The organism is Leptospira sanjuanensis, assembly GCF_022267325.1.
Taxonomy (GTDB): Bacteria; Spirochaetota; Leptospiria; order Leptospirales; family Leptospiraceae; genus Leptospira; species Leptospira sanjuanensis.
The window spans coordinates 323,943-337,970 of sequence record NZ_JAIZBG010000001.1 but is presented as its reverse complement, the minus strand read 5'-3'; the positions used below and the strand labels follow the sequence as shown (position 1 = coordinate 337,970).

13 protein-coding genes and 3 pseudogenes are annotated in these 14,028 nt (G+C 38.8%); 5 read left to right on the top strand and 11 right to left on the bottom strand.

Annotated features, from left to right (window positions below; all coding sequences use genetic code 11):
• Window positions 1–117 precede the first annotated feature (117 nt).
• From LFX25_RS01610 to LFX25_RS01600, 3 genes are all read left to right on the top strand, one after another.
• Window positions 118–879 (top strand): hypothetical protein, encoded by a 762-nt coding sequence (locus tag LFX25_RS01610; RefSeq protein WP_238728575.1) that lies wholly within the window; start codon window positions 118–120, stop codon window positions 877–879.
• Window positions 848–1,735 carry a hypothetical protein gene (locus LFX25_RS01605; RefSeq protein ID WP_238728574.1) on the top strand — a complete coding sequence of 296 codons (888 nt, stop codon included), beginning with the start codon at window positions 848–850 and terminating at the stop codon, window positions 1,733–1,735. Before LFX25_RS01610 ends, LFX25_RS01605 begins: the two co-directional genes overlap by 32 nt.
• 228 nt (window positions 1,736–1,963) lie before the next feature.
• Entirely contained in the window at window positions 1,964–2,614 is a 651-nt protein-coding gene (locus LFX25_RS01600) for a hypothetical protein (RefSeq protein WP_238728573.1), read from the top strand.
• Window positions 2,615–2,965: 351 nt separating this feature from the next.
• Here the strand turns inward: LFX25_RS01600 and LFX25_RS21020 are convergent.
• From LFX25_RS21020 to LFX25_RS20895, 5 genes and pseudogenes are all read right to left on the bottom strand, one after another.
• Window positions 2,966–3,079: pseudogene (locus tag LFX25_RS21020) on the bottom strand (IS481 family transposase); the annotation flags it as partial.
• 9 nt (window positions 3,080–3,088) lie between these two features.
• Window positions 3,089–4,666 (bottom strand): IS66 family transposase, encoded by a 1,578-nt coding sequence (gene tnpC / locus LFX25_RS01595; RefSeq protein ID WP_118966396.1) that lies wholly within the window; start codon window positions 4,664–4,666, stop codon window positions 3,089–3,091.
• Window positions 4,667–4,709: 43 nt separating this feature from the next.
• Complete coding sequence (gene tnpB / locus LFX25_RS01590) at window positions 4,710–5,057, bottom strand: IS66 family insertion sequence element accessory protein TnpB (RefSeq protein ID WP_118966397.1); 348 nt, start codon at window positions 5,055–5,057, stop codon at window positions 4,710–4,712.
• Entirely contained in the window at window positions 5,048–5,335 is a 288-nt protein-coding gene (gene tnpA, locus LFX25_RS01585) for an IS66 family insertion sequence element accessory protein TnpA (protein WP_118966454.1), read from the bottom strand. The genes tnpB and tnpA overlap by 10 nt, the downstream gene beginning before the upstream one ends.
• A 27-nt stretch (window positions 5,336–5,362) precedes the next feature.
• Window positions 5,363–5,485: pseudogene (locus LFX25_RS20895) on the bottom strand (IS481 family transposase); the annotation flags it as partial.
• 63 nt (window positions 5,486–5,548) lie between these two features.
• On the opposite strand from LFX25_RS20895, the gene LFX25_RS01580 reads away from it, so the two are divergent.
• Window positions 5,549–6,762 (top strand): IS3 family transposase gene (locus LFX25_RS01580; protein ID WP_238728572.1). Its coding sequence is split into 2 segments (ribosomal slippage): window positions 5,549–5,891 and window positions 5,891–6,762, totalling 1,215 coding nucleotides; the frame shifts between segments, so codons are not numbered across the junction.
• 18 nt (window positions 6,763–6,780) lie between these two features.
• Here the strand turns inward: LFX25_RS01580 and LFX25_RS01575 are convergent.
• Window positions 6,781–7,638: pseudogene (locus tag LFX25_RS01575) on the bottom strand (DDE-type integrase/transposase/recombinase); the annotation flags it as partial.
• Between the two features lie 395 nt (window positions 7,639–8,033).
• Between LFX25_RS01575 and LFX25_RS01570 the strand changes: the two are divergent.
• Window positions 8,034–8,435 (top strand): hypothetical protein, encoded by a 402-nt coding sequence (locus LFX25_RS01570; protein WP_238728571.1) that lies wholly within the window; start codon window positions 8,034–8,036, stop codon window positions 8,433–8,435.
• A gap of 35 nt (window positions 8,436–8,470) precedes the next feature.
• On the opposite strand, the gene LFX25_RS01565 is transcribed toward LFX25_RS01570, so the two are convergent.
• The 5 genes from LFX25_RS01565 to LFX25_RS01545 form a co-directional block, all read right to left on the bottom strand.
• Window positions 8,471–9,577 carry a DNA alkylation repair protein gene (locus LFX25_RS01565; RefSeq protein WP_238728570.1) on the bottom strand — a complete coding sequence of 369 codons (1,107 nt, stop codon included), beginning with the start codon at window positions 9,575–9,577 and terminating at the stop codon, window positions 8,471–8,473.
• Window positions 9,578–9,676: 99 nt separating this feature from the next.
• Window positions 9,677–10,915 carry an acyltransferase family protein gene (locus LFX25_RS01560; RefSeq protein ID WP_238728569.1) on the bottom strand — a complete coding sequence of 413 codons (1,239 nt, stop codon included), beginning with the start codon at window positions 10,913–10,915 and terminating at the stop codon, window positions 9,677–9,679.
• Window positions 10,916–11,046: 131 nt separating this feature from the next.
• Window positions 11,047–11,826, bottom strand: a complete 780-nt coding sequence (locus LFX25_RS01555) for a TlyA family RNA methyltransferase (RefSeq protein WP_238728568.1) — start codon at window positions 11,824–11,826, stop codon at window positions 11,047–11,049.
• The gene (locus LFX25_RS01550; RefSeq protein ID WP_238728567.1) at window positions 11,807–12,748 is read right to left on the bottom strand and encodes a polyprenyl synthetase family protein; all 942 of its coding nucleotides are present in this window, start codon (window positions 12,746–12,748) and stop codon (window positions 11,807–11,809) included. The genes LFX25_RS01555 and LFX25_RS01550 overlap by 20 nt, the downstream gene beginning before the upstream one ends.
• 46 nt (window positions 12,749–12,794) lie before the next feature.
• The gene (locus LFX25_RS01545; protein WP_238728566.1) at window positions 12,795–13,814 is read right to left on the bottom strand and encodes a synaptic vesicle VAT-1 family membrane protein; all 1,020 of its coding nucleotides are present in this window, start codon (window positions 13,812–13,814) and stop codon (window positions 12,795–12,797) included.
• Window positions 13,815–14,028 lie beyond the last annotated feature (214 nt).

Here is a 14,028-nt window from a genome sequence, read left to right as displayed (position 1 = left end):
AATAGATTTCTTAAATAAATTTGACTAAAACCTGTAAAAAAAAATTTGATACCGTTATCTAAGCTTCTTTAATTTATGAGCATAAATTGGAATAGAAATAACTCAAATACGTCAATCATGTTTTATTTAATTAGGGATTATCAAACGAAACATTATAGTGAAAGAGCATTCAAACTTTCGACTATTGTCAAAATGTGTTCATTTTCACTGCTTTTTTTAATGCTTTACAATTGTATTGCAATGAGAGTTTACGTTGCCAAACCTGCCTTGACAGGAGATTCATCGAAGTATTTCACTCTTAATTCAATCGGTGCTTATCAAATCGAAAGACCAAAGAATTTTTCTCAAGAACCCTTCGCAAAACATTCCCCCTATCTTTTCCATTTTGTACCCAAAAACCTTACGAATGAATATGGGACGATATCAGAGCTAATCAACCAAGAAATCAATACTAATCAAGATTTTCGCGTGGGAAATACTGATAAGTATTTGATACGTTTAATCGAATACAATCTTTACTCTAAAGATCGGTGCTTTAGTAATGATGTTGGAATTAACTTGTCAATAGACGTCGAAAACATAGCCGCCGAACGGAAGATTTTAGAATTTAGATTTAAAGACAACATCAATTCTAATGTTACGGATTGTTACATTGTTGCGGCCTCGTTACCTATATTCTTAGGGTGGTTTATTTACGCTCCTTATATAGGATTTCGCGGTAATAGAGAAGATCAATTAAATCAAGTTTCTAAATTAGCTTTACTAGAATTTCTTGATGCTTTAAAGCTCTCATTAAAGGAGGAATCAAAAATCAAGCCGATCCCTCTACTAAGAAGGAAAAAAAAATATGGGAAACAGAAAAGCATTTCTTTACTTTAAGATAATATTACACTTATTCGTAATTTTATTTTTTTTACATTGTACCTATTCTACTGAGAGAAAATATACCTACTCCAAGCCGTATTACCCAAATCAAAATTACTTTAATGATGAAGATCCGCAAATTGAAGAAGGAGAGCGGTATTGGCTTTTAGATGGATTAGGAAATATTTTCGGAAGTCTTACTAAATTGGTTCTTTGGAATAGAAAAATGAATAGTCATAGCATTTCTTACGAGACAAAAAATTATCTTAAAGAGTATTTAAAAGAGAATAATCTTGTAGATGTTAAAGTACGATTTAACCAATATGCGCCATTGGATGATCTGATTCAACTGTGGCGGGCCCAAACAGTTCACCCTGTCTTAAAATATACTGTTGGATTATTCAATTGGCTTATAGGAACCGTATTTCCTGAAAGAATATTTGCAGGTCTCATTGGCGGAGATCATTATAACCCGTATTCAAATACAATTAAAATTTATAGCGATTTACCAACGGTAGCCCTTCACGAAGGGGGGCATGCCAAGGATTTTTCAATAAGAAAATACAAATCGTTATATTCCTTAGCATATTCCCTGATTCCATTCTTTGGCCCTTTGTATCCAGAGGCTCGAGCATCAGACGACGCAATTCGATATCTTCGGAAAAAATGCGATGAAAAAAATGAATTATTAGGTTATAGAACGTTATATCCAGCGTATTCTACATATGTCGTGGGTCAAGTATTGACTTTTCCTTACAGTATCGTTTCTAGTATTCCCGGCCATACAGTAGGAATTTCAACGGAGAGAATTATCAAGCGAAAAGAAATTCCTGAATGCAGGTTACTTGAAAAAAGTGACTATTCGACATAATAATGAAATTGAGACTTTTTAGTTTTACTATAAATTAAAAAAATAAAATAAGAATCTGTTTTAAATTTGACTTCACAAGTTTCATTGGAATAACGGTGAAATAAATCAAATATTGGACTTCCTTATTAGTATTTTTTCTGTAGTCTTAACACAGCTGAGTTTAAATATACATATAAAGTACCACATATTTTGATTGGACATAATTTCCTTCGGAGAAAGTAGTAAAAAATGAGAAAAAGTAGCATTGCAATTCTTTTAATTGGATTAGCGTTTGTGGCAAATTGCTCCCATAGCTTAAAAATTCAAAATCTTTCAGAGTATTATAGTAGCTATTCCTTTGCCGGTAAAAAACATAAAATCGGCGTTATTATAAATTCAGCAAACCCTGCTGAAGAACGTCACGCGGAAGAAATTCTCCAGGCACTTAGAGCAACTGGAAATTTTGAGGTAATTTTTCCCTACAATCCAACCGCATCAAAGGTAGAATACATTCTTGAACTTCGTCCTAAAGTTACATACGATGGATCTAGATGGAATTTTTTGATTAGTTTTCCAGGCTTTTTGATTTTTGCACCTGCATGGAACGGATATAAATATTTTGCCGATATTGAAACTGATATTACCATTAAGAAGAATAATATTGTCACGAAACAAATTATGATTCCATTTTCACTCAAAGCAAATCACTCCGACCTCGGAAGGACTTGGACGCAAGGAGTAGATTGGCTACTTACCCTTGGATTGTCTTCTTTAATCGGCGGTTTCATATATACATCTTTCGACTCGGATATCGAAGGCGAATTCTTTAGAAATTACGTAAATAGTTATGGAAAATATATAGCTAATAAAATCGCTAACGAGTTTGGTACATTAAACTAACAATTAAATTTTCTTTTTTAGCTGTTTCATTGAGTATATTTTGTAATAAGTATCCATTTATTAGAATTGCTCATTAAGCTTTTAACCCTGTCGGAAACGACGGGGTTTTATTTGGTGCATTAGTTAGAACTTGATCTTACTTCTTGAAACTAACAAGGAGAAAAAGATGACAACAGATAGTGTCTTAAAAGTTTCGCACAATTAGAATTTCAGATAAGGCTCTCATCAAGTATGTCAAGCCGTGAACTTTGAAATTTTTAGTTCTTTTAGCTTGTCCATGTCAATATACTTTTTAGTTCCCTATTTGTACAATGACAGTATTCCCCTTACACTTCTTCTGAAAGAAATTTCCTAATTTTCTAAAATTGTATCCTCGTCCTGCTTGAATTTGATTCCTTCGATGAAAACTTGAGAAGGAGTTCTTCCGTTCATATTTCTTCCTTGATGAGCTCGTTTGTAATTGTATGTAACCGCCTAACGAACCACAAGCCCACCGTTTTTTGGCAGATCCTCGCAAGAAAGACTTCTCGGTATCGTTTCCCAAGACTTAAAAAGATCTCGTAAATAAGCGTAAGGATCGATACCTGAGATCTTTGCATTTTGAATTAACGAATAGAATCCCGCGCTCGCAGTTGCCCCTTGTGGACAACCGGAGAAGAGCCAGTTTTTTCTACCGATCACAAAAGGACGAATGTCGTTCTCAACGAGATTCGTATCTAATTGCAATTCCGGATGATCCAAAAAGAGAAGCAGTTTTTCCCACTGGCCAGAAAGATAAGAGAGCGCTTTTCCCATAGAAGATTTGGGAGCAACTTCGACGATCCGTTTGTTCATCCAAGAACGAATCTCATCAACGATAGGCTTAGATTCGGATTGCCTGAGTTTCAGATGTTCTTCAGAACTTAAACTTTCTACCTTAGCTTTTGACTCGATTGTATAAAGCTTACCGATTTTCTTTACGATCCATTCTGCTTGCACATTCTTAGAATCGATTTTTAGAATTTCGAAAAATCTCCTCCTCGCATGATTCCAACATCCCGCGTGAAGAATCTTAGATTTAACTTTCAACAAAGAATCGTAAGATTCAAAACCGTCCGTTTGGATGATTCCTTCAAATCCCTGGATCCATTCTTCTAAAAACTTAGCGCTCCGACTCGGCTCATAATGATAGAGAACAACGGGCTTTTCTCTGATGAACCCTCGGATCACCCACATATACGATTTGGATGTATTCAACTTTCCTTCTTCGTTTAACACTTGAAGAATCGTCTCATCGATCTGCAAATACTTCGATTTGAAAAGTTCCCTTCTCACATCCTCGATCATCGGAGAAAGTTTTTCAAAAACTTGAATTGCGGTATTGGAAAGGGTGCTCCTTGAAATATCCACTCCCGATCTCTGGAGAATCCCGGCTTGTCTGTAAAACGGAAGAGCATCCGCAAACTTTTGAGTAAGCGTGTGAGCTAAGAATCCGGAAGAAAGCATACTCTTCTCAGCGATCTGATGGGGAACCGGCGCGATTCTTACGACAGGTAGAGTTTCATCAGAAGTTCCTTCACAATGCTTACACGCATACTTAGGGCGAATATGAACTTCGACTTGTATTTTAGCCGGGATAATATCTAACTTCTCGGACTTGTCTTCTCCGATACGAGTAAGCTCGTGACCACAAGAACAGGTTTTATCAATTTCAGGAATATCATGTAGGATTTCGATTCTTGGAAAGTAGTCCGGGAAAGGTTTTCTTCCCGTCTTCTTTCTTGTATGGCTTTTAACAGGACTAAAAAGACTTTCTTCTTCGGGTTCAGGAGAATCTTCTTGCAAGGAGCTTTCTATTTCGTTAAAAAGAAATCCTTGATCTTTTTCGATCTGACTCCATTTCTCAGTCTTTCTCCCGAAAAGCTGGATCTTCAATCTCTCGATCTGATCCAAATGTTCGGATTCTTTCTGTTTTTGGAGTCGTAATTCTTCCTGATATTTATTATTCTCTAATATAATGATTCTTTTTAGTTCTTCTACATCATCAGGAAGAGAGTTTAGATCCAAAGACATTCGGATTCAGTCTTAATACTTTCTTTTCTTGAGTCAAACATTTTCAACTGACATTCTTGTATTTTAGTTTCTTGTGCTCTTTGAAAAAATCGATCCCATTCAATAGCCAATGAAACCTTTCAACGGGTATTTTATGCACTTCCTCCTCTGAGTTCGGCCACGGGAATTTACTCTCTTCCAGTCTCTTCTGCCAAAGGCAAAACCCGCTCTTATCCCAGTAGAGCATCTTCAGTTTATCTTTCTTGCGATTGCAGAAGAGAAAGACGCTCGCCGAATACGGATCTTTTTTCATCTTTCCTTCTACGATTACAGAGAGCGTATTGATCGATTTCCTTAAATCCGTCGCCCCAGGTCGAAGATACACTTTTCTGTTTCCGGGATTTAACTCCATCGTCCTAAACTAAACTGAACGTTTACTTGGAGCGATGCCTTCCCCGACGTATCTATCTTTAGGGTCAAAAATTCGGCTTCTACCAATGACTGAGAATTTGTCGAGGAAGGAGGAATTTCTACAAAGTCGTTCTTCTCTGAATGCTTAGAACGTCTCTCCCAATGATATCGAAACGTCGTGTATTTGAGGTGTCTTTCTTTACAATACTGAGGCTGGGAAAGTCCACTCTTTGAAAAGTCATCAAACTCTTTGGGCCAATCTATTTTCGTTTTTTTCATCAAAGACAGTTTACAACATTTATACGATTAGAAAAAGGTGCGGTTGTTTAGGCGCTTACAATTGTATTCCTCAAAGAAGATTTCCAAATCGATTTGCATTTCGTCAATGGACTCGTAGAATTTAGTTCTTCCTGCTATTCTAAAATGCTCCTTGTAGTTACCCCACTTAAAACCGTACAGCTGAGTTAGCTTCTAAATAATAGGAGTAATGCTATGAATAATACTATTATTAATGACCCGGTTACTGTAATCACATCGGTTCAACGAAGAAGAAGATGGTCTTCAAAGGACAAAGAACAGATAGTAAAAGAGACCTTTGAACCAGGAAATTCAGTTTCTTTAGTGGCGAGAAAGTATAATATAGCCGCCAGTCAGCTTTTTCAGTGGAGGCGGTTTATGGAAAACGGCGCAAGCAAAGGAATCGAGAATGAAGAGAACTTGGTCCCAGAATCAGAGTATAAAAAGCTCGAACAGAGAATTAAGAATTTGGAACGCCTTCTCGGAAGAAAGACCGAAGAGAACGAGATTCTCAAAGAAGCTGTCATTCTTGCTCGTAAAAAAAAACTGATCTCGCAAAAGCCATTGGAAGGAATCGAAGGTTTCCAATGAGTAGAATTGCTACCGCATTAGGCGTTTCTCGGTCGATTTTTAACTACAAGAATCGCGTGCGCGAGAAAAAACATTCGATCAGCGAATTCAAAGAACATATCTTGCAAACGATTAAAGATGTCTGCCATGATAGACCTACCTACGGATATCCAAGAATTACAGCGATCGTCAATCGGATCAATAGAAACAAGGATTTGCCACGAGTGAATCACAAGCGGATTTACCGAATCATGAAGGAACAAAATCTACTTTTACAAAGGAATGTTCCAAGGTTAAAACGGACCCATGAAGGGAAAATCATCACATTAAAAAGCAATGTAAGATGGTGTTCCGATATTTTAGGAATACGCTGTTGGGACGGTAGGCTTATTTGGTTGGCCTTTGTTATGGATTGCCATGACAGAGAAATTATAAGTTATATTTCCTCAACGATTGGCATTGACGGTCAGATGATTCGAGATATGCTTCTTGAGGCAAAGGAGCAACGATTCGGCGATTCCAAAGTTTCTTCGACGCAGTTCCTATCCGACAACGGTCCTCAATATACTTCTTTTGCCACTATGGCTTTTATTGAAACCTTGGGATTTGAAGTCTGTCATACCCCTGCTTATTCTCCAGAGAGCAACGGAATGGCCGAAGCCTTTGTGAAAACATTCAAAAGAGATTATGCTTATGTGAATCGCCTAAACCATGCTGAAGAAGTTATGCTGAAAATACACAATTGGATTGACGACTACAATTCCTTTGCACCACATAAAGGATTGAAAATGATGTCGCCAAAAGAATTTATCGAAAAAGAGCTAACATTGGCTGTATGATTTTTGGGGGTAACTCCGCTCATCGAGTAATGTTCTGTGAAGACGCTCGACGTATCCATTGCTTTGAGGTCTTCGGACCTTTGTAGTTCGATGTTCGATGTCTTCTAATTGAAGAAATAATTCGAAAGGATGTTGATCTTCTCTTCCACAATACTCACGACCATTATCGGTAAGAACGGTTTGAACTTTAATATTATGTTTTTCAAAGAATGGAAGAACATCGTTATTGAGAGTTTGGACGGCAGTGACAGGAATCTTTGTGTTGAAAAGTCTTCCCCAAGCAAATCGACTGTGGCAATCGATAACGGTTTGTAAATAGACTCTCCCAACACCTTTTAAGGAACCCACCATGAATGTATCCATGGAAACTAATTCTCCGGTAGAATCGGCTTGTATGTGCCTTTCTCTGTATTCTGGATCGAATCTTTCGAGGAGCTTGATCTGCTCCTCGCTGAGAGGTATGATTTGATCTTTATGATGTTCATCGAGTCTTAGAAGTCTTTGATGTTTGGTTACGAGTTTATTTCTCGCCCAGACTCCTCTAACACCTCCTGAGCTCACTTTGATTCCCTTGAGACTGAGTTGTTGTGCGACTTTTAAACACTCATGGGTAGGACGAAGTAGAGAATATTTTAAGACTTCTTTTTCGATTTCTTCACTGACTCGGTTAGGGTGAGGGCCAGTTGCTCCTGGGATTCTATCTAAGAGTCCTTCTGCTCCGTATGTTTGGAAGTTTCTTCTAATCTCATAGAACTGCTGACGGGAATATCCTATGATCTTACAAGCTTTGCTTACATTTTCTAATTCGTTAGCAAGCTCTAATAAATTTAGCTTCCTTCTTTTTGCTTTTTCTACTGCATTGGTGTTGGTGGTCATCGGTTTCTCCTGAGTTTAAATAATTTGTGGTAAAATCATTTTTACTTTCAGAAGAAGCCGGGACCACTGATTTTTACCCTACTGTCAGGTGAATACTATCACTACACAGATTACGAGTTCGCTTAAGTCTTTCCCCGAGTTGAGTCTCATCCACTTGGATTACTTTCAGGTGTGGTTTTTCTTCTTCTGCCCTCACGGGGGGCTCCTTCTTCTTGAATTTGTTTGGTCACAATCCCAATCGGCAAGGAGAGTATTCTCGTTTATTCGTAAATATGCGAAAAAGTTAGGACGTTATCTCCAAGATCACTCCGCACAACTTTATCTCATTTTGCATCGGAATCTGATCGACGAAATCAACGTTATCTGCTATTTTTTTCGGCTAAACGAGGTCTACTATGCTTCTACCCGAAAAGATACTCATTATCGCCGGAGTTCTCAATCTGGCTTACGGAAGCCTTACCGGATTCCCTTACGCTCTCGCAAGAAAGAAAACGGAATTTCCTTCGCGCTATCTGCAGGCCGCACATATCGGTTCTTTGATGCAAGGAGCTATGTTGCTGGGTCTAGTGATTGCATTCCGATATGCGAACCTATCGGAAAATTTGGCTTTGATCGGCGCCTCTCTGTTTGCGGTTTCTTCTTTATTTTTAGCGTTGAAAGATACGGCGAACTGGCTTCAGGGGATCAAAGATGAATTTCAAGAAAATCCTATATTAGGAAAATCTTTAGGAGCGATCGGTGTTATCACCAATCTTGCAGGAAGCTTGGTGATCGCTTACGGAGTATTTTCCGCCTAATCAAATAAGAGAACGGAGAATCGAATCCTTCAAACTTATCGGACGACTTGAAACTCCGTCTTCGCTTTCAAAACACCGTTGATGTGAATTTCCAACGTATGTTTACCCGGAACGTGCTTCCGGGTGGTCATCTGTTTAAAGGATTGTTTCTTTTCGTAAGATACGGATTCTTTCGGCTGAAAGATTCTTTCCTCGATCTGAAAAACCTTTCTCGAAATTTTACCCGATTCTTTTGCATATTGAATCTTGTATTCGATACGAAGGCGACTCGGTTTTGCATCTAAAGATCGAACTTTAAATCCGAAAAAAAGATTCCCCCCGATTTTTACGATTGCGGACTTCAGTTTTAAATTTAGAATTTTTGCATTTATCTTAGAACCGAAACCGAAAATTCTCATCGCCTTCGGATTCCCTTCTTTTAAAAGACCGCGTAACGCGTGCTTTAAAAGCGCGTCTCGTTCTTCCGAAAAACCAACCCACTTTTCCGCGATACTCAAAATCAGCTCGGGATGGTCTTTGGAAATATCGTTCAAATGATTTGCAACACTTCTGCGAACGACTTCGTCAACATCGTCTTTTAGATTTTCAAGAATGGAAAGAGTTTTTTGCGGCTCTTGTTTTAAACCGGGAATTCCCATTCCCCAAGGAAGGCGAGGCCTGCTTCCCTCGGATGCCAAACGTCGAACGGCGGCGTTCTCATGCAAAGACCAATCCGACATCTGATTCCATGCCTGTTCGGGATGTCGGATTAAAAAAGGACGGATCGAAAATTCGCAGGAGATCAACTTAGTGATTCTCTCAAAGGCGATCATGGATTCGTCCGGATAATCGATCCCGAGAATTTCAACCGTATCTCCTAAAAAAATCGTAAGAAAGACTTCCTTCTCCTCAAACTTCTTTTGAAGGGAATCCGTGATTTTGAGCAGAGGCTTTAAAGTTTTCGGAAACGGTTTCGGTAATTCTTCCGCCAATGTCTCCGCAATTCTTCGGATTCTTTGTTTGAGTTCGAGCTGTTTCCAATCCTTTTGTTTGATCCGTTTGATCCATTCTTCCGAGGAAACGGAAGAAATTTCTTTCGAAAAGGAATCGGCAATTTTACGCAATACGGTTTCCGTATAAAGATCTTTGAGCAGCTCAGCCATTGAGGAAGTTACACCTTGTCCAGTATTTTAACAACGTCGGTTTTCATTGTTCCGATAAACTAAGCAGGAAAAAGAAATTTTCAGAATAACGAATATAGGTTACTTCTTCGAAACAGAAGAAAGTGGAAAAATTCGTTTAAAAACCCTGCCTAATGGGTTTTCCACATATCTATGAATTAACCAACAAATGCCTATAGTAAAAAAGTAACTTATCAAAAGACTAATTACGAAAAAGAACAAACCAGTTTCAAAAAGATCCGGTAATAGTATCTTTAACGTTCCAAAAGAAATCAACGAAAGAAGCAAATGCCAAATATAAATAGTGTAGCTTAAGTTTGCAACAGGGTTGATTAACTTCAAACTCAATCCCCTTGCAAGAAGAGTATTCGGAAATAACATTACCGATAAAAGAACTGAAATATAAACGAAATCGATTAAATTAAATCGTACCGTACCGGAAAAGAACGAATAAACGGAATCACTTACTATATTAATAAAAACTAAAATTCCGATAGGTAAAAGCATCAATAGAATACTGACAATTCTTCCCGTTAAATATTTCTTTAAAAACTCGCTTCGATTTACTACCCAATCCATAAGTATCACACCAATGATAATGGAATCCATACGAGTATGCGTCGGACGAAATACTAAAATTTCGTAATCAGTACCGAAGACATTCGGATTCAGGTAAATATAAACTCTGAATAAAACGGGAATAAAATATAAGACCCAAAGAATGCATTGTCTAGTAAAGAAATCTCTCTTAAACAGGATAAATCCACAGAACAGCGGGAAAACGATATAGAATTGTTCGATCATCGATAAAAACCAAGTGTGTATGTTTGGACCTTTAAAATAATTTCCTAAAAATACGAAGTCCGCCCAAGCGTTTCGAAGTCCGTTATCCGCACTTTCCATTACGTTTAATGCCATCAATGTTTCAGGTACAGTTAATTCTTTCGTTGCAATCCATTTCTGACTAATCGTATAGGAAACTCGATTGATTACGTAACTGATGGTAATAAATATATAATAAACTGGCAGTAGTTTATAATTTCGTTTTAAGAAAAAATCTAAGTAACTAATGCGTCCTTTTTCCGACCATTCTTTCCATAAAGCCATCGAAATCAAAAATCCGCTCAAAATAAGAAATAAATTAATTTCAAAATGATGAAGCATATCGATGAAGGCTTGAAGAATGGAATTATTATTTGCGGCCGTATAACCGGAATAAAAATAATAATGATAAACGAACACAGCCGTGATTGCAAACGCTCTTAATCCATTTAAGGGCAGGATTTCTTCTTTTTTATTTTCTACTGCTTCTTGCTTCATAATCCCGAACTATTTTTTTTTAAAGAATTTAGTTGTAAAGTGACTTTCCAACAAAGATAACAAAGAAGGAATCATATAATTGACAGGCTATTAAAATTTTCGGATACGGAAATCGATAGATAAGCAAATCGTCAAATCTCCCAATACAAAAGAACTTCTTTGTTTCCGTCGCGGCCTTCGATCGGCGACCATTTTAAACCGATAATTTTTCCGCCGATTTCTTTCCTGAGATATTCGCAAATCGAACGAACGATTCGAATTCGAATTTTTGGATCTCGTAAAACTCCTTTCACAAGATTTTTTTCATCCGCTTCGAATTGCGGTTTTATCAAAGTCACACATTCCAATTTTGGAATATTCTTTTCTTCCCGAAATCTTCGAATCACCGGAAAAACGGACCGCAAAGAAATAAAACTCAGATCCATCACGACCGCAATCGAATCCGAATTCGGAACTTGAAACCGATTCGTTTCCCATTCGATTTCAAGAGAAGATAAATTTTTCAGATGAAAACGATCTTTTACGATCACGGAAGAATGATTTCTTAACTTGTCCGCAAGTTGACCATAACCTACGTCGCAGGCAAAAACCTTCCAAGCGCCCTGTTCCAAAAGAACTTGCGTGAACCCGCCGGTCGAAGCGCCCAAATCGATGCAAAGTTTTCCGTTCACTCGAAAAGGAAAAGTTTCGAAGGCTTTTAATAATTTATAAGCGCCTCGGCTTACATAACGCGGTATAACGTTTAAAATCCGGATTTCGGAATCTTCCGAAAATTTTAATCCGACTTTCGTGATCTTTTGCTCGTTTACCAACACGGACCCGGAAAGAATCAGACTTCTTGCGATTTCAATCGAATCGGCATATCCCCGATCGAAAAGTAGAATATCCAGTCTAATTTTTTCTTTGCCCAATGTAAACCGGAAGCTCCCGGAAAAATATTCTTTCCTCGTCCGTAGATGTAAAATCGGAAGCAATCGAAACAAGATTGTCTTGAAGTTCTTTCGTCATCTTTTTACAACGATCCATACCGAATAACGCAGGATAGGTGATCTTACCCGATCTCTGATCTTTTCCGGGCGTTTTTCCTAAGGATTCTTGGGTTCCTTCCACATCCAAAATATCATCCGTGATCTGAAAAAGAAGTCCCAAGTCCTCTCCATATTTCAGTAAGGACTCTTTCCTTTGTTTCCAATCGTTTCGAAGCCGATTCCCCAAAAGCAAAGACGCTTTAATTAAAGCGCCGGTCTTCAATCGATGAGTCAACTGAACCATCGAAATCGGATCCTGGTCGCCATTCGAATTCTGTGTTTTCCCGTTTTCCCGCTCCATTTGGAGATCGTAGATTTGTCCGGAAACCATTCCGGGAGCCCCGGAACCAGTATGCAAAATTTCTAATAAATCTCGATGCAGGGACAAATCGCCATTCTCCCCTTGAACAAACGATAATAAATAAAATGCGAAAGAATTCAGAGCGTCTCCCGCCAGAATCGCGGTCGCTTCGGAAAACTTTTTGTGAAGGGTCGGCAGTCCTCTTCTAAAATCGTCGTTGTCCATACTTGGAAGATCGTCGTGAATCAAAGAATACGTATGAATGCATTCAAGGGAAGATCCGAGATACAAGGCATTGCGCGTTTCATTCTTAAGTCCACCTGCGGCGGCCAAGGCCAACACCGGTCGAAGACGTTTTCCGCCGGCGACGAGGCTATACTTCATTGCTTCGAAAAGTTCGGGGGCGGATTGTTTTGCAAGCGCCGAGAGTGTTTGAGAATCTAAAAAATTCTCAAAAGCAACCCGATACGAATGGAATATTTCAGAAAAGGCAGATTGACTCACTCTGCCTCCAATTTGAAAGAAATCCTGGAATTGTAAAGAGCAATCTCTACTTAACTTTTAAAACGACCTTACCGACCGAAGTGCCGGATTGAAAGTATTTCAAAGCTTCGTCTATATTTTCAAACGGAAAGGTTTTACCGATATGCGGCGCGGACAGATTCAACTTGACAAGGCCGTTCAAATGTTTGGTCAATTTTTCAACCTTTTCATACAACCAGATCAAATTGAAACCCATAACGGCCTTGTTATCCGAAACCATTTTCATCGGATCCAATTTCGGTCTGGAAAGATATTTATAAGCGAGAATCGGCCAATTCACCCCGCTCCCTCCCCCCATCATTTCGGCTGCTCCATAGACGATCATCCTTCCCATGGGGGCCATGGTATCGTAACTCTCCTGAAAGATTTTTCCTCCGATGCACTCCAATACGAGATCCAGATCCTTACCCGCCAAAGCTTCCTGCAAGTCCTGAGCGAAACGATCCGAACGTACGATCTGTTTGTCATATCCCTCTTTCTTGAGAAGATCAATCTTGGATGGCGATCCGATCGTTCCGATCGTATATGCCCCTAATTTTTTCGCGATTCGATTCGCGAGAATTCCCACTCCTCCCGCGGCGCTGTGAATCAGCACTGTTTGACCTTTCTCCAAATCCCCCAAAGCAACTAACGCGTAATAGGCGGTTAATCCTTGAACCAGAAAGCCCGCGCCTTGATCGAAATTCCATTTGGACGGAAGTTTAAAAACATATCTTGAATCGATATTCAAATGGGAAACATAACCGCCGAATCGGGTTACACCCATGATCTTATCTTTTTTCTTAACGTTCTTTACCTTTTTTCCGGCGGCGATTACAACTCCTGAAAATTCCAATCCGGGTATAAACGCTCCTTGCGGGGTGGCACTATACAATCCTTGAATCGCAAACAAATCGGCAAAGTTCAACCCGATCGAATGAACTTCTATTTGCACTTCATTTTCTCCAGGCTCGGGAAGAGTTTCGGTTTCTAATCTTACGTTTTCAAGAGATCCTTTTTTACGGACGATGGCTATGGTTCTTTGCATGAGAGGAGGTTATAAGAATTCAAAATGGGAGAGCAAGAAAAAATTTTTGAGTGTGGCAAGAATTCGATTTTATCCGGATGTCAATCGAATCTTGCAGGAAAGAATTTTATCCGAACGATCAAATCCTTGTTTTTAAGGATAAAGTTCCCTTCCTCGTTTTTTTCTTTACGAACGTAGTCGTTTCAATTCGAAAACAATCGATCCACTTTGTTAA